Origin of the sequence: Mycobacterium sp. M23085 (genome assembly GCF_045343915.1) — a bacterium.
Classification (GTDB): Bacteria; Actinomycetota; Actinomycetes; order Mycobacteriales; family Mycobacteriaceae; genus Mycobacterium.
This window is the reverse complement of record NZ_CP174280.1, coordinates 607,999-629,750: the sequence shown is the minus strand read 5'-3', so window position 1 is coordinate 629,750 and position 21,752 is coordinate 607,999. Positions and strand designations below refer to the sequence as shown.

General features: G+C 71.2%; 1 protein-coding gene (running past one end of the window). It reads left to right on the top strand.

The annotated features are described in order from the left end of the window. Positions 1 to 21,713, top strand: partial view of a non-ribosomal peptide synthase/polyketide synthase gene (locus ACIUM1_RS02620; protein WP_406815744.1) — the 3' portion only. The gene continues 9,535 nt to the left of window position 1, outside the view; 21,713 of the gene's 31,248 nt are visible here — the last part of the coding sequence; its start codon lies beyond the left edge, outside the window; the stop codon is at positions 21,711 to 21,713. The last annotated feature ends 39 nt before the right edge of the window (positions 21,714 to 21,752 follow it).

Genomic DNA, 21,752 nt, shown 5'->3' with positions numbered 1-21,752 from the left:
GGCCGACGGAGCTGCAGCAACAAGTGAACCGGGTGGCGCGTGAGCACAACGCGACCAGCTTCATGGTGATCCAGGCGGCGTTCGCTGCTCTGCTTTCGAAGATCAGCGCCAGTACCGATGTGGCAGTGGGCTTTCCGATTGCCGGGCGGAGTGAGCCCGCGCTCGACGAGCTGATCGGGTTCTTCGTCAACACCCTGGTGTTGCGGGTGGACGTGGCCGGGAATCCCACGTTCGCCGAGCTGCTGGCCCAGGTGCGCAAGCGCAGCCTGGCCGCCTTCGAACACCAGGACGTGCCGTTCGAACTGCTGGTGGAGCGCCTCAACCCCACCCGAAGCCTGACCCACCACCCGCTGATTCAGGTGCTGTTGGGCTGGGAGAACTTCCCCGGAGAGGTCAGCACCCCCGCAGCCGGGCTGGCGCTGGGCGACCTGCAGGTCACCCCGATGCCGGTACACACCGACACCGCGCGGATGGACCTGACGTTCTCCTTGGCCGAACGCTTCACCGAGGCCGGGCAGCGTGCCGGCATCGCCGTCACGGCCGAATACCGCACCGACGTGTTCGAGGCGGACACCGTCGAGACGATGATCGAACGGCTGCAGCGGCTCTTGACCGCCGTCACCGCCGAGCCCGACCGGCGGTTGTCCACCGTGGATCTGCTGGATACCGCTGAGCACGAACAACTTTCGACTTGGGGCAACCAGGCCATCCTGGCCGAGCCGATGCAGCCGGTGACGGTCGCGGGACTGTTCGCCGCGCAGGCGGCCCGCACTCCGGACGCGGTGGCACTGACGTTCGGGGACCGGTCGATGACCTACCGCGAGCTCGACGAGGCCGCCAACCAATTGGCGCATCTCTTGGTCGGCCGCGGGGCCGGCCCGGGACAGTTTGTCGCGCTGCTGTTTTCGCGGTCGGCCGAGGCGATCGTGTCGATCCTGGCGGTGCTGAAGTCCGGGGCGGCATATCTGCCGATCGATCCGGCGCTGCCGGCCGCCCGTGTCGAGTTCATGCTGACCGACGCCGCGCCGATGGCGGCGGTCACCACCGCCGATCTGGCCGACCGGTTCGACGGCTTCGACCTGATCGTCATCGACGTGGCCGACCCGGCCGTGGCGGCGTTGCCCACCACCGCTCCGGCCGCCCCGGCGCCCACCGACCTCGCCCACATCATCTACACGTCGGGCACCACGGGTGTCCCCAAAGGCGTTGCCGTCACTCAACACAACGTGGCTCAGCTCTTCGATGACCTGCGGCTCGGTTTCCCCTTGTCGGCGGGACAGGTGTGGACGCAATTCCACTCCTACGCGTTCGACTTCTCGGTCTGGGAGATCTGGGGTGCCCTGCTGCACGGCGGGCGCCTGGTGGTGGTGCCGGACGTGGTGGCCCGCTCACCCGAGGAGTTCCACGCACTGCTGGTCCGCGAGGGCGTGACGGTGCTGACCCAGACCCCGTCGGCGGTGGGACTGCTGTCCACCGACGGCCTGGACGCGACGGCGTTGGTGATCGGTGCGGAGCCGTGCCCACCCGAGCTGGTGGACCGCTGGGCGCCCGGCCGCGTCATGGTCAACGTCTACGGCCCGACCGAAACCACCATGTGGGCCTGCAAGAGTGCGCCGCTGCGGGCCGGCTCGGGATTCCCGCCGATCGGCTCCCCGGTGACCCGGGCCGCCTTCTTCGTCCTCGATGAGTGGCTGCGCCCGGTGCCCGCCGGCGTGGTGGGCGAGCTCTACCTGGCCGGTCAGGGTGTCGGCGTGGGGTACTGGCGCCGTCCCGGGTTGACGGCATCGCGGTTCATGGCCTGCCCGTTCGGCGAACCCGGCAGCCGGATGTATCGAACCGGGGACCTGGTGTGCTGGGGACCCGACGGCCAACTGCGCTACCTCGGCCGCGCCGACGAACAGGTCAAGATTCGCGGCTACCGCATCGAACTCGGTGAGATCCAGGCGGCCTTGTCCGCGCTTGACGGCGTGGAGCAGGCGGCCGTCATCGCCCGCGAGGACAGCCCCGGAGACAAGCGTCTGGTGGGTTATGTCACCGGGTCGGCGGACGTAACCAAGGCGCGTGCCGCGTTGGCCGAGCGGCTCCCCGCCTACATGGTCCCGACCGCGGTGGTGGCGCTGGAGTCGTTGCCGGTGACGGTCAACGGCAAGCTCGACGTCCGCGCCCTGCCGGCGCCGGAGTACCGGACCGTCGACAACTACCGCGCCCCGAGTACCGCGGTCGAGGAGATCCTGGCCGGCATCTATGCCCAGGTTCTCAATGTCGAACGCGTCGGGGTCGACGACTCGTTCTTCGACCTGGGCGGCGATTCGCTGTCCACCATGCGCCTGGTCACCGCGATCAATGCCACGCTGCACAGCGACCTTCCGGTGCGCGTCGTCTTCGAGGCGCCCACCGTTGCGCAACTGGCGCCCCGCGTCGCCGAGAGCGCGGGCGGGCTGGAGCCGCTGGTGGCCGGGGAGCGGCCCGAGGTGGTCCCGTTGTCGTTCGCGCAGAACCGGTTGTGGTTCGTCGACCAATTCCAGGGCCCCTCACCGCTGTACAACATGGCGGCCGCGCTGCGGTTGCGCGGGCAAGTCGACGCCGAGGCACTCGGCGTCGCGCTGGCCGACGTGGTGGCCCGTCACGAAAGTCTGCGCACCCTGTTCCCGGCGCACCAGGGAACCCCCCGGCAGGTGGTGGTGCCCGTCGAGCGCGCCGAATTCGGTTGGGACGTCGTCGACGCCACCGCATGGTCGGCGAGCCGGCTGGACGACGCCATCAAGGCGGCGACACGCTACACGTTCGACTTGGCAAACGAAATCCCGATTCGGGCACAGCTTTTCGCGGTCGCCCAGGATGAACATCTGTTGGTGATCGTGGTGCACCACATCGCCGCGGACGGCTTGTCGCTCACGCCGCTGGGCGCCGACTTGAGTGTCGCCTACACCAGCCGCTGCGCCGGACAAGCCCCCGGATGGGCCGAATTGGCAGTGCAGTACATCGATTACACGCTCTGGCAGCGTGCCCAATTCGGGGCTTTGGACGACAGCACCAGCCGCATCGGCGCTCAGCTGGCGTATTGGGAGCAGGCCCTGGCCGGAATGCCCGAACGGCTGCAGTTGCCCACCGATCGGCCCTACCCGCCGGTGGCCGATCAGCGCGGCGACAGCGTGGTGGTGGAGTGGCCGGCGGAGTTGCAGGAGCAGGTTCGCCGACTGGCCCGCGAGCACAACGCGACCAGCTTCATGGTGGTGCAGGCCGCTTTGGCGGTGCTGCTGTCCAAGATCGGCGCGAGTTCCGATGTGGCGGTGGGCTTCCCGATCGCCGGCCGGCGCGACCCCGCCCTCGACCAGCTCGTCGGGTTTTTCGTCAACACCCTGGTGCTGCGCGTCGACCTGGCCGGCGACCCCAGCTTCGCCGAACTGTTGCAGCGCGTGCAGACGCGCAGCCTGGCGGCGTTCGAGCACCAGGACGTGCCGTTCGAGGTGCTGGTGGAACGCATCAACCCGACCCGGAGCCTCACGCACCACCCGTTGGTGCAGGTGATGCTGGCCTGGCAGAACTTCGCCGGGCACGACGACCCGGCCGCCGGTCTGGCGCTGGGCGACCTCGAGGTCACGTCCGTGCCGGTGGAGGACCAGTCGGCCCGCATGGACCTGGTGTTCTCGCTCGCCGAACGCTGGAACGCCGCCGGTGCGGCCGCCGGCATCGGCGGGCGGGTGGAGTTCCGCACCGACGTGTTCGACGCGGCGACCATCGAGACGCTGATCGCCCGGTTGCAGCGGGTGTTGACGGCGATGACCGCCGACCCCACGCACCTGTTGTCATCGGTGGACCTGCTCGACGAGGCCGAGCACACCCGCCTGAAAGAGCTTGGCAACAACGCCGTGTTGACCGCCCCGGCCGGCGCACCGGTGTCGGTGCCCGAACTGTTCGCCACCCAGGTCGCCGCCGCGCCGGACGCCGTCGCCCTGGTGTGCGAGGGCCTGTCGGTCACCTACCGCGAGCTGGACGAGGCGTCGAACCGCCTGGCGCATCGCCTCGCGGCTGAGGGAGCGGGCCCCGGACAGATTGTGGCGCTGCTGTTTTCGCGGTCGGCCGAGGCGATCGCGTCGATCCTCGCGGTGCTCAAGACCGGGGCGGCCTACCTGCCGATCGATCCGTCCTCGCCGGAGGCCCGGATCGAGTTCATGCTCGGCGACGCCAGGCCGGTCGTCGCGGTCACCACCGCCGACCTGGCCGGCCGGTTCGACGGGTACGGCGTGACCGTCATCGACGTCAACGATCGGCGCATCGACACCCTGCCCGAAACCGGGCTGCCGCTGCCGGCGCCGGACAGCATCGCGTACTTGATCTACACCTCGGGCACCACCGGTGTGCCCAAAGGCGTTGCCATCACTCATCGCAACGTGACTCAGCTGCTGGGATCGCTGGACGCCGGCCTGCCGACCGCAGGGGTGTGGTCGCAAAGCCACTCGCTGGCGTTCGACGTGTCGGTGTGGGAGATCTTCGGCGCGCTGCTGCGCGGCGGCCGACTGGTCGTGGTGCCCGAATCCGTCGCGCGTTCCCCGCAGGATTTGCACGACGTCCTGGTCGCCCAGCAAGTCAGCGTGTTGACCCAGACGCCATCGGCGGTCGCGATGCTCTCACCCGAGGGCCTGGAGTCGGTGTCGCTGGTCATGGTGGGTGAGGCCTGCCCGGCCGAGGTGGTGGACCAGTGGGCGTCCGGCCGGGTGATGGTCAACGCCTACGGCCCGACCGAGACCACCATGTGTGTGACCATCAGCGCGCCCCTGGCGCCGGGCTCGGCCGCCAACGGGCCGGTGCCGATCGGGTCCCCGGTGCCAGGGGCGGCGCTGTTCGTGCTCGACGAGTCGTTGCACCCGGTGCCGCCCGGCGTGGTCGGTGAGCTGTATGTCGCCGGACTCGGTGTGGCCGCGGGGTATGTGGGCCGGCCCGCGCTGACCTCGTCGCGGTTCGTCGCCTGCCCCTTCGGGGGAGCCGGAACCCGGATGTATCGCACCGGTGACCTGGTGCGCTGGAACGCCGACGGGCAACTGCAGTACTTCGGCCGCGCCGACGAACAGGTCAAGGTCCGCGGCTACCGCATCGAACTCGGCGAAATCCAGTCCGCACTGGCCGCACTCGACGGCGTCGACCAGGCCGTGGTCATCGCCCGCGAAGACCGCCCCGGCGACAAGCGCCTCGTCGGCTACATCACCGGCAACGCCGACGCGGCGCTGGTGCGCACCGCGCTGGGCGAACGGCTGCCCGCCTACATGGTGCCGGCCGCGGTGATGACGCTGGACGCAATTCCGTTGACCGCCAACGGCAAACTCGACACCCGCGCGCTGCCCGCGCCCGAATACACCGCCGGCGAATACCGCGCCCCGCAAACCCCCACCGAAGAGATCTTGGCCGGCATCTACGCCGAGATTCTGGGCGCCGAACGTGTCGGCATCGACGACTCCTTCTTCGACCTCGGCGGCGACAGCATCTCCGCCATGCGGTTGATCGCCGCGATCAACGCCAGCCTGGACGCCGACCTCGCGGTGCGCGTCGTGTTCGAGGCGCCCACGGTCGCCCAGCTGGCACCCCGGATCGGCGAGGGCGGAACCGGACTGGAGCCGTTGACGGCCGGTGAGCGACCCGCGGTCGTCCCGCTGTCGTTCGCGCAGAACCGGTTGTGGTTCCTCGACCAATTGCAGGGCCCCTCACCGGTTTACAACATGTCGGCCGCGCTGCGACTGGACGGCCCGCTCGACGCCGAGGCGCTCGGCGCCGCGCTGGGTGACGTGGTGGCCCGCCACGAGAGCCTGCGCACCCTGTTCGCCGCCCCCGAGGGGACACCGCAGCAGGTGGTGATGCCGGTGCACAACGCCGACTTCGGCTGGGAGGTGGTCGACGCCAGCGGCTGGTCGGCAAGCCAGCTGGAAGAGGCGATCGGTGCCACGGCCCGCTACACCTTCGACCTGGCGGGCCAGATCCCGTTGCGGGCAGAGCTTTTCCGGCTCAGCGACGACCAGCATGTGCTGGTGGCCGTGGTGCACCACATCGCCGCCGACGGCATGTCCATCACCCCGCTGGTGCGTGACCTGGGGGTGGCCTATGCCAGCCGGGCCGCCGGGCGCGGGCCGGACTGGGCGCCGCTGCCGGTGCAATACGTCGACTACACGCTTTGGCAACGCGCGCAATTCGGCGATCTGGACGACGCGAACAGCCGCATCGCGGCCCAGCTGTGCTACTGGGAAGAGGCCCTGGCCGGAATGCCCGAGCGGGTGCAGCTGCCCACCGACCGGCCGTACCCGCTGGTCGCCGACCAGCGCGGCGCCACCGTCGAAATCGACTGGCCAACCGAGCTGCAGCAACGCGTCGGCGAAGTCGCGCGCCGGCACAACGCCACCAGTTTCATGGTGCTCCAAACCGCGCTGACGGTGCTGCTGTCCAAGATCGGCGCCAATCCCGATGTGGCGGTGGGCTTCCCGATCGCGGGCCGGCGCGACCCGGCGCTGGACGAGCTGGTGGGCTTCTTCGTCAACACCCTGGTGCTGCGCGTCGACGTCGCCGGTGACCCCACCTTCGCCGAGGTGTTGTCCCAGGTGCGCCAGCGCAGCCTGTCCGCCTACGAGCACCAGGACGTGCCGTTCGAGGTGCTGGTGGAGCGCCTCAACCCGACCCGCAGCCTGACGCATCACCCGCTGGTGCAGGTGATGTTGGCCTGGCAGAACTTCGCCGGCCACGACAGCGGCCCGGCCGCCGGGCTGTCCCTGGGCGATGTCGACGTCACGCCGATGCCGGTCGACACCCAGACCGCCCGCATGGACCTGACCTTCTCGCTGGGCGAGCGCTGGACCGACGGCGGCGAACCCGCCGGGATCGGCGGCACCGTCGAATTCCGCACCGACGTGTTCGACGCGGCCAGCATCCAGGCGCTGATCGACAGGTTGCAGCGCGTGCTGCTCGCGATGACAGCCGATCCCGCCCAACCGGTTTCGTCGGTTGACCTGCTCGACGAGGCAGAGCACGCCCGGCTCGACGAGATCGGCAACCGCGCCGCGCTGAGCGTCACGGCGGCCCACACCGATGCCATCCCGGCGCTGTTCGCCGCGCAGGTGGCCCGTACCCCGGAGGCGGTCGCGCTGGTCTGCGACGGCCACTCGCTGACCTACCGCGAGCTGGACGAAGCGTCGAACCGGTTGGGACACTTCCTGACGGAGCGCGGCGCCGGCCCGGGACAGACTGTGGCGCTGCTGTTTTCGCGGTCGGCCCAGGCGATCGTGTCCATCCTGGCGGTGCTCAAGTCCGGTGCGGCCTACCTGCCGATCGACCCGGCGCTGCCCGAGTCCCGGATCGGATTCGTGCTCGACGACGCCGCCCCGATCGCCGCGATCACCACCGCCGAACTGGCCGACCGGCTCGACAGGTACGACATCAAAGTCATCGATGTCAACGACCCCGCCATCGACGCCCAGCCCGTCTCCGCATTGCCGGCCCCGGGACCCGAGAATCTCGCCTACCTGATCTACACCTCGGGCACCACCGGTGTGCCCAAAGGCGTTGCCGTCACGCATCGCAACGTCACCCAGCTGCTGACGTTCGGAGACTCGGGACTGCCGCGCACCGGCGTCTGGTCGCAATGGCATTCGCTGGCCTTCGACGTCTCGGTGTGGGAGATCTTCGGCGCGCTGCTGCACGGCGGCCGGCTGGTGGTAGTGCCCGAATCGGTGGCCCGCTCGCCCGAAGACCTGCACGCATTGCTGGTGGCCGAGCAGGTCAGCGTGCTCAGCCAGACCCCGTCCGCGGCCGGTGCGCTCTCGCCCATCGGGCTGGAGTCGGTCACGTTGGTGGTGGCCGGTGAGGCCTGCCCGTCCGAACTGGTAGACCGGTGGGCGCCGGGCCGGGCGATGATCAACGCCTACGGCCCGACCGAAGCCACGGTGTATGCGGCCATCAGCGCGCCGCTGGAAGCGGGATCACCCGGTGTGGTGCCGATCGGCTCCCCGGTGCCCGGCGCTGCGTCGTTCGTGCTCGATGAGTGGCTGCGGCCGGTGCCCCCCGGCGTGGTCGGCGAGCTGTACGTGGCCGGCGCCGGCGTGGCCTGCGGCTATTGGCAGCGCTCCGGCCTGACCGCATCGCGGTTCGTGGCCTGCCCGTTCGGCGAGCCGGGAGCACGCATGTACCGCACCGGCGACCTGGTGCGGTGGCGCGCGGACGGTCAGCTGGACTACCTGGGCCGCGCCGACGAGCAGGTCAAGATCCGCGGCTACCGCATTGAACTCGGCGAGGTGCGCGCGGCGCTGGCCTGGGTGGACGGCGTCGAGCAGGCGGTCGTGGTGGCCCGCGAGGACCGCCCCGGTGACAAGCGCCTCGTCGGTTATGTCACCGGCACCGCCGACCCGGCCGCGGTGCGTGCCGCGCTGGCCGAGCGGCTGCCGGCTTACATGATCCCGACGGCCGTGGTGGTGATGCAGGCGCTGCCGCTCACCGCCAACGGCAAGCTCGACACCCGCGCCCTGCCCGCCCCGGACTATCAGGACGCCGACCGATACCGCGCCCCGGACAACGCCGTCGAAGAAGTCCTGGCCGGAATCTACGCCCAGGTACTCGGGCTCGAGCGGGTCGGCGTCGACGACTCCTTCTTCGACCTGGGCGGCGACAGCATCTCGTCGATGCAGGTGGTGACGCGGGCGCGGGCCGCCGGGCTGGTGTGCAAGACGCGCGACATCTTCGTCGAACAGACCGTGGCCCGGCTGGCCCGGGTGGCCGAGGTGGTCGACGCCGAATCCGCCGTGGCCGACGAGGGCCTCGGGCCGGTGCAGGCAACCCCGATCATCCGGTGGCTGCAGGAGGTGGAAAACGGTGGCGGCCAGGTCGCTCAGTTCAACCAGGCGATGCTGGTGCAGGCGCCCGCCGCGGTCACCGAGGACGACGTCGTCGCGGTGCTGCAGGCCCTGCTGGATCGCCACGCCATGCTGCGGCTGCATGTGGACAAGGACGCCGCCACCGGCTGGTCGCTGACGGTGCCCGAGCCCGGCTCGGTGGATGCCCGCGGCTGCCTGCACGCGGTGGACGAACTGTCCGAGGCGGCGGTCATCGAGGCACGGTCGCGGTTGAATCCGGCCGCCGGGGTGATGCTCAGCGCGGTGTGGGCGAACGCCACCCGCCAACTCGTGGTGATCGTTCACCACCTGGCCGTCGACGGCGTGTCCTGGCGAATCCTGTTGCAGGACTTGAACATCGCCTGGGCCCAGCATCACGGCGGGCAGCCCGTCGCGTTGCCCGCCGCCGGCACCTCGTTCGCCCGGTGGTCGTCGCGGCTGGCCGAACATGCGCACCACCCGGACGTGGTGGGTCAGGCCGACACCTGGAAACGGGTGGCGGCCACGCCCGCGGCGTTGCCCGCGGTGCGGCCCGAGGTGGACACCTTCGCCACGGCCGGACACCTCTCCATGGAGCTCGACGCCGAGACCACCGGGATGCTGCTCGGTGACGTGCCGGCGGCGTTCCGCGCCGGGGTGCAAGACATCCTGCTGATCGCGTTCGGGCTGGCGTGCGCGGAATTCGCCGGCGTCCACGACGCTCCGGTCGGCATCGACGTCGAGGGCCACGGACGGCACGAGGAACTGAGCCGCGACATCGACCTCTCCCACACCGTGGGCTGGTTTACCACCAAGTACCCGGTTGCGCTTGCGGTGCAAGGGGTTTCGTGGGCGCAGGTGGCCGCCGGCGGCGCCGCGCTGGGCGCGGTGGTCAAAGACGCCAAGGAGCAGCTGCGGGCCCTGCCGGACCCGCTGAGCTACGGCTTGCTGCGCTACCTGAACAGCGACGTCGACCTGGCCGCCGCGGACCCGCCGATCGGCTTCAATTACCTGGGCCGTCAGGGCGGTGCGGCCGAACTCACCGACGACATGTGGCGGCCCGAGCCGGACGGCTGGTCGGTCACCCGCGCGGCGACCGCGATACCGATGCCACTGATGCACACCGTCGAGTTGAACGCGGTCACCGTCGACTCCGCGGGTGGCCCGCGACTGCACGCCAACTGGACCTGGGCGCCGTCGGCGTGCAGCGACGAGCAGGTCACCCGGCTGGGCCAATTGTGGTTCGAGGCCCTGGCCGGCATCTGCGCCCACGTGCGATCCGGAGGCGGCGGGCTGACGCCGTCGGACATCGCGCCCGCCCGCCTGAGCCAACAGCAGATCGACCAGCTCGCGCGGCGATATGACATCGCCGACGTGCTGGCGCTGACCCCGGTCCAGCAGGGCCTGCTCTTCCACGCCAACACCGCAGAGGCGACCGAGGACCTCTACGCCGGGCAGCTGGACATCAGCATCGCCGGCCCGCTCGACCCCGACCGGCTGCGCGATGCGGTGCAGACGATGATCGGCCGGCATCCCAACCTGGTGGCCCGGTTCTGCGACCAATACGACGAGCCGGTGCAGATCATCCCTGCCGACCCGGCGGCGTCCTGGCAATACCTGGAGCTGGACGGCGACGCCGACGCCGACGCGCAGGTTCAGCGGCTGTGCGCCGCCGAGCGCGCCGCCGTCTGCGGTGATCTCGCCGAACAACCCACCTTCCGGGTGGCCCTGGTCCGCACCGGGCCGGACCGGCACCGGCTGGTGCTGACCAATCACCACATCGTGCTGGACGGCTGGTCGATGCCGATCCTGCTGGGAGAGATCTTCGCCGCCTACTACGGCCAGCGCCTGCCGGCGGCGGCGCCCTACCGGGGCTTCGTCGACTGGCTGGCCGAGCGTGACGTCGACGCGGCCCGCGCGGCGTGGGCCGAGGTGTTCGCCGGCTTCGACGCCCCGACGCTGGTCGGCCCGCAGGACCGAACCGAGCCCGGACAGCAAAGCGTCGAGTCGTTCGCGCTGCCGGCCGAGCTCAGCCAGGCCATCAGCGACCTGGCCCGGTCCTGCCACACCACCGTCAACACCGTGCTGCAGGCGGCCTTCGCGCAACTGCTGTGCGGCCTGACCGGCCAGAGCGACGTCGTGTTCGGCACCACCGTGTCGGGCCGCCCCGCCGAGGTCGCGGGCGCGGACACCATGGTGGGCCTGCTCATCAACACCGTGCCGGTGCGGGCGAACATCACCGCGACCACCACCACCGCCGAGCTGCTCGACCAGCTGCAGGGCGCCTACAACCACACGCTCGACCACCAGCACCTGGCGCTCAACGAGATGCATCGCATCACCGGTCAGGACCAGCTGTTCGACACCCTGTTCGCCTACGAGAACTACCCGATCGACGCCAGCGCGCTGTCGGCCGATCAGGAGCTGGCCGTCACCGACGTCACCAGCCGCGAATCCACCCACTACCCGCTGACGGTGCAGGCCCAGCCCGGAAAGGAACTGCGCCTGCAGGTCGAATACGACACCGATGTCTTCGACGCGGCACGAATCGCAACGCTGATCGAGCGGTTGCGCCGACTGCTGGTCGTCATGACGACCGACCCGGCGCGGCGACTGTCGTCGATCGACGTGCTGGACGACGCCGAACGCGACCGGCTGGACGGCTGGGGAGACCGGGCCGTGCTGACCGAGCCCAGCACACCGACGTCGATCCCGGCGTTGTTCGCCGCGCAGGCGGCGCGCAGGCCCCGCGCCGCGGCGGTGACCTTCGAGGGCCGGTCCATGTCGTACCGGGAGCTCGACGAGAAGTCGAACCAGTTGGCGCACTTGCTGACCGAACACGGGGTAGGCCCGGGCGAGTCCGTGGCCCTGCTGTTCGGAAAGTCGGCCGACGCGATCGTGGCCATCCTGGCGGTGCTGAAAACCGGTGCGGCCTACCTGCCGATCGATCCGGCCCTGCCGGCGGCCCGCATCGACTTCATGCTCGCCGACACCGCGCCGATGGCCGCGGTCACCGTTGCCGAGCTGGCGGGCAAGCTGGACGCCCACCACCTGACCGTGGTCGACATCAACGACCGCGCCGTGGCGCGTCAGCCCCGCACGGCCCTGCCGGCGCCGGCTCCCGAGCACGTCGCGCACATCATCTACACGTCCGGCACCACCGGTGTGCCCAAGGGCGTGGCGGTCAGCCACCACAACGTGACCCGGCTGTTCGACGCGGCGGCCGTCGGCGTCGAGCTGTCGGCCGACCAGGTGTGGACCCAGTTCCACTCGTATGCCTTCGACTTCTCGGTCTGGGAGATCTGGGGCGCGCTGCTGCACGGCGGTCGGCTCGTCGTGGTGTCCGACGCGGTGGCCCGCTCGCCGATGGAATTCCACGCCCTGCTGGTCGCGGAGCAGGTCACCGTCTTGAGTCAGACGCCGTCGGCGGTGCGCATGCTGTCGCCGCAGGGCCTGGAGTCCGCGGCGCTGGTGATCGGCGCCGAGCCCTGCCCGCCCGAGCTGGTGGACCGCTGGGCGCCCGGCCGGACGATGCTCAACGTCTACGGCCCGACCGAAGCCACGATCTTCTCGTCGATGAGCACACCGTTGGCCGCCGGTGCGGGAGCGCCGCCGATCGGCTCCGCGGTGCCCGGGGCGGCGTTGTTCGTCCTGGACGGGTGGCTGCGCCCGGTAGCGGCGGGAGTGGTCGGCGAGCTCTACGTCGCCGGTCGTGGCGTCGGATACGGGTACATGCGCCGGCCGGGGTTGACCGCCACCCGGTTCGTGCCCTGCCCCTTCGGCGAGCCCGGAACGCGCATGTATCGGACCGGGGACCTGGTGTGCTGGGGTCGCGACGGCCAGCTGCAGTACTTCGGCCGGGCCGACGAACAGGTCAAGATCCGCGGCTACCGCATCGAGGTCGGCGAAATCCGCTCGGCCCTGGCCGCGCTGGACGGCGTCGAGCAGGCCGTCGTCATCGCCCGCGAGGACCGGCCCGGCGACAAGCGCCTCGTCGGCTACATCACCGGCACCGCCGATCCCGCCGAAGCCCGCGCGCAGCTGGCCGAACGGCTGCCGAGCTACATGGTCCCGGTCGCGGTGGTGCTGCTCGACGCGCTGCCCGTGACCCTCAACGGCAAGCTCGACGTCCGCGCCCTGCCGGCACCCGAATACTCCGCGGCCGGATTTCGCTCGCCGACCACCCCCACCGAGGAGATCCTGACCGGCATCTACGCCCACGTGCTCGGCGTCGAGCGGGTCGGCGTCGACGACTCCTTCTTCGACCTGGGCGGCGACAGCATTTCGGCCATGCGCGTCATCGCGGCCGTCAACAGCGCCATGGACGTCGGCCTCGCGGTCCGGGTCATCTTCGAATCGCCCACCGTCGCCCAGCTGGCGCCGCGCGTCGGCGAGGACACCGGGCGGCTGGACCCGCTGGTGGCGGGCGAGCGTCCGGCCGTGGTCCCGCTGTCCTTCGCGCAGAGCCGGCTCTGGTTCCTGGACCAGCTACAAGGGCCGTCCCCGGTCTACAACATGGCGGCGGCGTTGCGGATGCACGGACCGCTCGACGCGCGGGCGCTCGGCGCGGCACTGGCCGACGTGGTGGCCCGCCACGAGAGCCTGCGCACGGTGTTCGCCGCGACCGGGGACACGCCGCAGCAGGTGGTGATCCCGGTCGAGCAAGCGGAGCTGAGCTGGCGCACGGTGAACGCCGGCGGCTGGTCGGCCAGCCGGCTGCGCGAGGCCATCGACGCCGCGGCCCGCGAAACCTTCGACCTGGCCACCCAGATCCCGTTGCGCGCTTCGCTTTTCCGCATCGCCGACGACGAGCACGTGCTGGTCGCCGTGGTGCACCACATCGCCGCGGACGGCTGGTCGCTGCGGCCGCTGGTGCGCGACCTGGGCGTGGCGTACGCCAGCCGGCGCGCCGGGCGGGCCCCCGACTGGGAACCGCTGCCGGTGCAGTACGTCGACTACACGCTGTGGCAGCGCGCCCAGTTCGGCGAACTCGCCGACAGCGGCAGCCGCATCGCCGCGCAGCTGGCCTACTGGCAGGACGCGCTGGCCGGCATGCCGGAGCGGCTGCAGCTGCCCACCGACCGGCCCTACCCGCAGATCGCCGACCAGCGCGGTGCGGCCGTCGACGTGGACTGGCCGGCCGACCTGCAGCAGCAGGTCGCCGGGCTGGCCCGCGAGTACAACTCCACCAGCTTCATGGTGGTGCAGGCCGCCCTGGCGGTACTGCTGTCCAAGATCAGCGCCAGCACCGACGTGGCGGTCGGCTTCCCGATCGCCGGCCGGCGCGACCCCGCGCTCGAGGACCTGGTCGGGTTCTTCGTCAACACGCTGGTGTTGCGCGTCGACCTGGCCGGCGATCCGACCTTCACCGAACTGCTGGCGCGGGTGCGCACCCGCAGCCTGGAAGCCTTCGAGCACCAGGATGTGCCGTTCGAGGTGCTGGTGGAACGGGTCAATCCGACCCGCAGCCTGACCCATCACCCGCTGGTGCAGGTGATGCTGGCCTGGCAGAACTTCGCCGGGCAGGACAGCGAACCCGGCGCCGGGCTGGCCCTGGGCGACGACGTGCAGGTCACCTCGATACCGCTGGACACCCAGGTCGCCCGCATGGACCTGGTGTTCTCGCTCGCCGAACGCTGGACCGAGGACAACGAGCCCGCCGGGATCGGCGGGCGGGTGGAATTCCGCACCGACGTGTTCGACCCGGACACCATCCGGGCGCTGATCGCGCGGCTGCAACGCGTCCTGGAGGCCATGACGGCCGATCCCACCCGCGCCCTGTCGACAGTGGATCTGCTCGACCGGCGTGAGCACGCCCGCCTGGACGCCCTCGGCAACCGCGCGGTGCTGACCGCGCCGCCGACCACCGACGCGTCGGTGCCGGCGTTGTTCGCCGAGCAGGTGGCGCGCACCCCGGACGCGGTGGCGCTGCGCTGCGCCGACCGCTCCTGGACTTATCGGGAGCTGGACGAGGCCGCCAACCGGCTGGCCCACCGCCTGGTCGGCCTCGGCGTCGACCGTGGCGAGCGGGTGGCGCTGCTGTTCGGTCGTTCGGCCGAGGCGATCGTGGCCATCCTGGCGGTGCTCAAGGCCGGCGCCGCGTACCTGCCGATCGACCCGGGGCTGCCGGCCGAGCGGATCGGGTTCATGCTCGCCGACGCCGCGCCGATGGTCGCGATCAGCACCGCCGAACTCGCCGAGCGACTGTACGGCCACCACATCGTGGTCATCGACGTCGGTGATATCGGGGCCGCCGCCGGGCACGCCCAGCCGTCGACCCCCCTGCCGATGCCGAGCCCCGACGACATCGCCTACCTGATCTACACCTCCGGCACCACCGGTGTCCCCAAAGGCGTTGCCGTCGCTCATCGCAATGTCGCCCAGCTGCTGGCGTCCGGGGAGTCCGGCCTGCCCCGCGAGGGCGTCTGGTCGCAGTGGCATTCGCTGGCGTTCGACGTCTCGGTGTGGGAGATCTTCGGGGCGCTGCTGCAGGGCGGTCGCCTGGTGGTGATCCCGGACTCGGTGGTCCGCTCGCCGGACGACTTCCACGCGCTGCTGGTCGCCGAAAAGGTCACGGTGATCAGCCAGACCCCGTCGGCGGCGGACGTGCTGTCGCCAGAGGGGCTGGAGTCCGCGGCCCTGGTGGTCGCCGGTGAGGCCTGCCCGACCGAGCTGGTCGACCGCTGGGCCCCCGGGCGCGTGATGGTCAACGCCTACGGCCCCACCGAGGCGACGGTGTACGCCGCGGTCAGCGCGCCGCTGCAGGCGGGATCGCTCGTCGTGCCGATCGGCTCCCCGGTGCCCGGGGCCGCGGCGTTCGTCCTGGACGAAGCCCTGCGACCGGTGCCGCACGGCGTGGTCGGCGAGCTGTACGTGGCCGGCGGCGGCGTCGCGGTCGGCTATTGGCGCCGCGCCGAGCTGACCGCGTCACGCTTCGTGGCCTGCCCGTTCGGGGCGCCCGGCGCGCGCATGTATCGCACCGGTGACCTGGTGCGCTGGGGCGCCGACGGGCAGCTGCAGTACCTGGGCCGCGCCGACGAACAGGTCAAGATCCGCGGCTATCGCATCGAACTCGGCGAGGTGCGCTCGGCACTGTCCGCGTTGGACGGCGTCGAGCAGGGCGTGGTCGTCGCCCGCGAGGACCGGCCCGGGGACAAGCGCCTAGTCGGCTACATCACCGGGGGAGCGGACCCGGTCGAGATCCGCGCCCGACTGGCCGACCACCTGCCGGCCTACATGGTGCCGGCGGCCATCGTCGCGCTCGACACGCTGCCGTTGACGCCCAACGGCAAGCTCGACGTGCGGGCCCTGCCGGCACCCGAATACCGCGACGTCGACCGGTACCGCGCCCCCGGCACGCCGATCGAGGAGACCCTGGCCGGCATCTACGCCCAGGTCCTGGGCGTCGACCGGGTCGGCATCGACGACTCCTTCTTCGACCTGGGTGGGGACAGCATCTCCTCGATGCAGGTGGTGACCCGCGCCCGGGCCGCCGGCGTGGCGCTGCGGACGCGCGACATCTTCACCGAGCAGACCGTGGCCCGACTGGCGCGGGTCGCCGGTCTGACCGACGGCGAGTACGGGGTGGCCGACGAGGGCGTCGGCGAAATTCCGGCCACGCCGATCATTCGCTGGCTGCGCAGCGTGGACGGCCCGGTCGACCAGTTCAACCAGACCATGGTGGTGCAGGCACCGGCCGGCGTCACCGAGGCCGACGTGGTGACGGTGCTGCAGGCCCTGCTGGACCGGCACGCCATGCTGCGGCTGCGCGTCGACGACAGTGCCGGTGAGGATGTCGGCGAATGGTCGCTGACGGTGCCCGAGCCGGGCTCGGTCGACGCGGCCCAGCGCGTGCACGCGGTGGACCAGTTGTCCGACGCGGCGGTCATCGAGGCGCGGTCGCGGTTGAACCCGGCCGCCGGGGTGATGCTGAGCGCGCTGTGGGTGGCTTCCACCGGCCAGCTGGTGCTGATCATCCACCACCTGGCGGTCGACGGTGTGTCCTGGCGGGTGCTGCTGGAAGACCTCAACGTCGCCTGGGGCCAGCACCACCACGGGCAGCCGATCGCGCTGCCCGCCGGTGGAACGTCGTTCGCCCGGTGGGCCACGCTGCTGGTCGAGCACGCGACGGCACCGGCCGTGGTCGCGCAGGCCGATGCCTGGCGGCAGGTCGCCGCGACGCCGGCCGCGCTGCCGGCGGTGCGGCCCGAGGTCGACACCTACGAGACCGCCGAGAACATGTCGGTGACCCTGGATGTGGAGACCACCCGCACGCTGCTCGGCGAGGCGCCGGCCGCGTTCCACGCCGGCGTCAACGACATCCTGCTGGTCGGCTTCGCGCTGGCCTGGGCCGAGTTCCTGGACCCCGACCTTGCCGACGGCACCCCCATCGGCATCGACGTCGAAGGCCACGGCCGCCACGAAGAGCTGGCCGCCGGGGTGGACCTGTCCCGCACCGTGGGCTGGTTCACCACCAAGTACCCGGTGGCGCTGAACGTCGCGGGGCAGGTCGACGGGCTGTCCTGGGCGCAGGTCACGGCCGGTTCGCCGATCCTGGGCGCGGTGATCAAGGACATCAAGGAACAACTGCGCGCGCTGCCGGATCCGCTCACCTACGGATTGCTGCGCTACCTGAACGCCGAGGTCGACCTGGACGGCGCCGACCCGACGATCGGCTTCAACTACCTGGGCCGGTTGGGCGGCGCGGCCGCCGAGCTCTCCGACGAGTTGTGGCGGGTCAGCGCGGACGGCTCGTCCGTCACCGCCATCAGCACCGCGGTGCCCATGCCGCTGATGCACACCGTGGACCTCAACGCCGGCACCATGGACACCGCGGACGGCCCGCAGCTACACGCCAACTGGACGTGGGCGGCCTCGGTGCTGGACCGCGAGCAGGTCGCCCGGCTGAGCCGGTTGTGGTTCGAGGCCCTGGCCGGCATCTGCGCGCACGTACGTCGCGGCGGCGGCGGCCTGACCCCGTCGGACGTCGTCCCGGCCCGCCTGGACCAGCAGCAGATCGACGAGCTCGAGCGGCGGCAGCGGATCGCCGACGTGCTGCCGCTGACCCCGCTGCAGGAGGGCCTGCTCTTCCACGCCAACACCACGTTGGGCGGCGGGGATCACCTGTACGTGGTGCAGCTCGACCTCACCCTGACCGGCCCGCTGGACGGGGACCGGCTGCGCGACGCGATGCACACCGTGGTCAGCCGGCACCCGCACCTGGTCGCCCGATTCTGCGACCAATTCGACGAGCCGGTTCAGATCATCCCCGCGGATCCGGCGATGGCGTGGCAGTACCTCGAGTTCGAGCCCAACGGCAGCGAGCCCGAACAGCAGATCCGCCGGCTGTGCGCCGCCGAGCGCGCCGCGGTCAACGACCTGGCCGACCAGCCGGCCGTCCGCGCGGCGCTGGTGCGTACCGGTCCCGACCGGCACCGGCTGGTCCTGACCATTCACCACATCGTGCTCGACGGCTGGTCGGTGCCGATCCTGCTGAACGAGACGTTCGCCTGCTACACCGGGCAGCGGCTGCCCGCGCCCGCGCCGTATCGCAGGTTCGTCGCCTGGCTCGCCGACCGCGACCTCGACGCAGCGCGTGCGGCCTGGCGTGAGGTGCTGGCCGGCTTCGACACCCCGACGCTGGTCGGGCCGCCGCAGCAGCTGGAACTCGGCGCCCGCGGTGTCCGATCGTTTGCGCTGTCCGAGGACACCACCCGGGCGCTCAGCGAGCTGGCCCGTGCCGGCCGCACCACGGTCAGCACCGTGCTGCAGGCCGCGTGGGCGCAGCTGCTGGCCTGGTTGACCGGCCAGCACGACGTCGCCTTCGGCACCACGGTGTCGGGCCGGCCGGCCGACGTCGTCGGCGCCGAATCGATGGTCGGCCTGATGATCAACACCGTTCCGGTGCGCGCCCACATGACGGCGGCCACCACCACGACCGAGCTGCTCGACCAGATGCAGCGCGGCCACGCCGAGACGCTCGATCATCAGCACCTGGCGCTCAGCGAGATTCACCGGATCACCGGCCACGACAAGCTCTTCGACACCCTGTTCGCCTACGAGAACTATCCGCTGGACACCTCGGCGATGGCGGTCGACCACGAACTGGCGATCGCCGACGTCAACATGTACGAGCGCAACCACTACCCGCTGACGATGCAGGCCGCCCTGTCCGGTCAGGAACTGGGCCTGCGGGTGGAATACGACACCGCCGTGTTCGACACATCCACCATCGACGCGCTCGGCGACCGGTTCGAGCGGGTGCTGCTCGCGATGACCGCCGACCCGGACCGGCCGCTCTCGGCGGTGGACCTGCTGGACGCGCCGGAGCGCACCCGGCTGGACGAGATCGGTAACCGCGCGGTGCTCGCCCGGCCGCTGCCCGCGCTGCCGTCGATTCCCGCCCTGTTCGACGCGCAGGTCGCGGACCGGCCCGACGCGGCGGCGGTCAGCTGGGGCAGCACGTCGATGACCTACCGCGAACTCGACGCGGCCGCCAACCGGCTGGCGCGGCTGCTCACCGAGCAGGGCGCGGGCCCCGGCGAGTCCGTGGCGCTGCTGTTTTCGCGGTCGGCGCAGGCGATCGTGGCGATCCTGGCGGTGCTCAAGACGGGGGCGGCGTATCTGCCGATCGACCCGGCCGCGCCGGGCACCCGGATCCGTTTCATGCTCGACGACGCCGCGCCGGTCGCCGCCGTCACCACGGCGGGTCTGCGGTCGCGGCTGAACGGGTCCGACCTGACCGTCATCGACATCGAGGACCCGCGGATCGACACCCAGGCGAGCACGCCGCTGCCGGCGCCGCCGGCCGACGGCATCGCCTACGTCATCTACACCTCGGGCACCACCGGTGTGCCCAAGGGCGTCGCGATCACCCATCGCAACGTGACGCAGCTGCTGGACTCCCTGGACGCGGGCCTGCCGCGGGTGGGCGTGTGGACGCAGAGCCACTCGTACGCCTTCGACGTGTCGGTCTGGGAGATCTTCGGTGCGCTGCTGCGCGGCGGGCGGCTGGTCGTGGTGCCCGAGTCGGTGGCCCGTTCGCCGAAGGACTTCCACGCCCTGCTGGTCGACGCTGGGGTCACCGTGTTGACCCAGACCCCGTCGGCGGTCGCGATGCTCTCGCCGGAGGGGCTGGACGCGATGTCCCTGGCGGTGGTCGGTGAGGCCTGCCCGGCCGAGGTGGTGGACCGGTGGGCGCCGGGGCGCGTGATGATCAACGCCTACGGCCCCACCGAGACCACCATGTGCGTGGCGATCAGCGCCCCGCTCACGCGCGGATCCGGGACACCGCCGATCGGGTCGCCGGTGGACGGCGCGGCCCTGTTCGTGCTGGACCCGTGGCTGCGGCCGGTGCCCGCGGGCGTCGTCGGCGAGCTGTATGTGGCCGGCGACGGTGTCGCGGCCGGGTACGTCGGGCGGGCCGGGCTGACGGCGTCGCGGTTCGTGGCGTGCCCGTTCGGAGCGCCCGGAACGCGCATGTACCGCACCGGCGACCTGGTCTGCTGGGGCGCCGACGGGCAGCTGCGCTACCTGGGCCGCGCCGATGAACAGGTCAAGATCCGCGGCTACCGCATCGAACTCGGCGAGGTCCAGGCCGCGCTGGCCGCCGTCGACGACGTCGACCAGGCCGTGGTGATCGCCCGCGAGGACCAGCCCGGCGTCAAGCGTCTGGTGGGCTACATCACCGGTACCGCCGACCCGGGCGAGGTGCGCACCGCGCTGGCCGAGCGGCTGCCGGTCTACATGGTCCCGGCGGCGGTGGTCTCGCTCGACGCGATCCCGTTGACGCCCAACGGCAAACTCGACACCCGCGCCCTCCCCGCGGCGCAGTACACCGGCACCGGGTACCGGGCCCCGTCCACCACCACCGAGCGGGCGGTGGCCGACATCTACGCGCAGGTGCTCGGCGCCGAGCGGGTGGGCGCCGACGACTCCTTCTTCGACCTGGGCGGTGACAGCATCTCGGCCATGCGCGTGGTGGCCGCGATCAACGCGAGCCTCGGCGTTGAACTCGCGGTACGCGACCTGTTCGACACGCCCACCGTCAAGGGACTGAGCCAGCGGCTGCAGGCCGACGCGACCGGCGCCGACGAGCTGGTTCCGGTGCAGACGCTGCGGAACGGGTCGGGCGTGCCGCTGTTCTGCATCCATCCGGCGGGCGGGGTGAGTTGGCCCTACCAGGTTCTCGGGAGATACCTGGATTGCCCGATCTTCGGCATCCAGCAAATCCCAAACGCCGGCGCGGCGCCGCGGTCCATCCGCGAACTGGCCGAGATCTACGCCGACCGCATCCAGGACGTCTACGCCAGCGGGCCCTACCACATCCTGGGCTGGTCGTTCGGCGGCGTCGTCGCCCACGAGATCGCGATCGAGCTGCAGCGCCGCGGCCGGGTGATCGGGCGACTGATCCTGCTCGACGCCCAACCCGGCATCGATGACGGCATCGCCCTGCCGGAGCACGCGCTGAGCGAGCAACAGGTGCTCGACGACGTGCTGCGCGAGTCGGGGGTCGCCGACATCTCCCGGCACCGGCAGCTCGTCGATCTGCTCGTCGGCAATCTCCACGACAACATCGAGCTCTACCGGCTGCACGAGCCCGGTCTGTTCGACGGCGACATCAGCGTCTTCGCCGCGGTGCGGGATCAAAGCGATCGCAGTTCGCTGCTGGCCCGCTCCTGGGAGCCCTACGCCTCGGGGGACGTCTTGACCTACCCGGTGGATCGCACCCACAACGAGATGCTGTCCGTCGACTCGGTCGAGATCTACGCCGAACAGCTCAGGCATCTGGTCCGCGCCCAGCGTCGTCGCGAACTGGCCCCGCACGAGCGGTTCAACGCGGCGTCCGGCGACGGCGAGCCGCCCGCCAAGTGATGAGCGGTTTCGCCGGTGGGTGGCGGTGCGATCCACTTC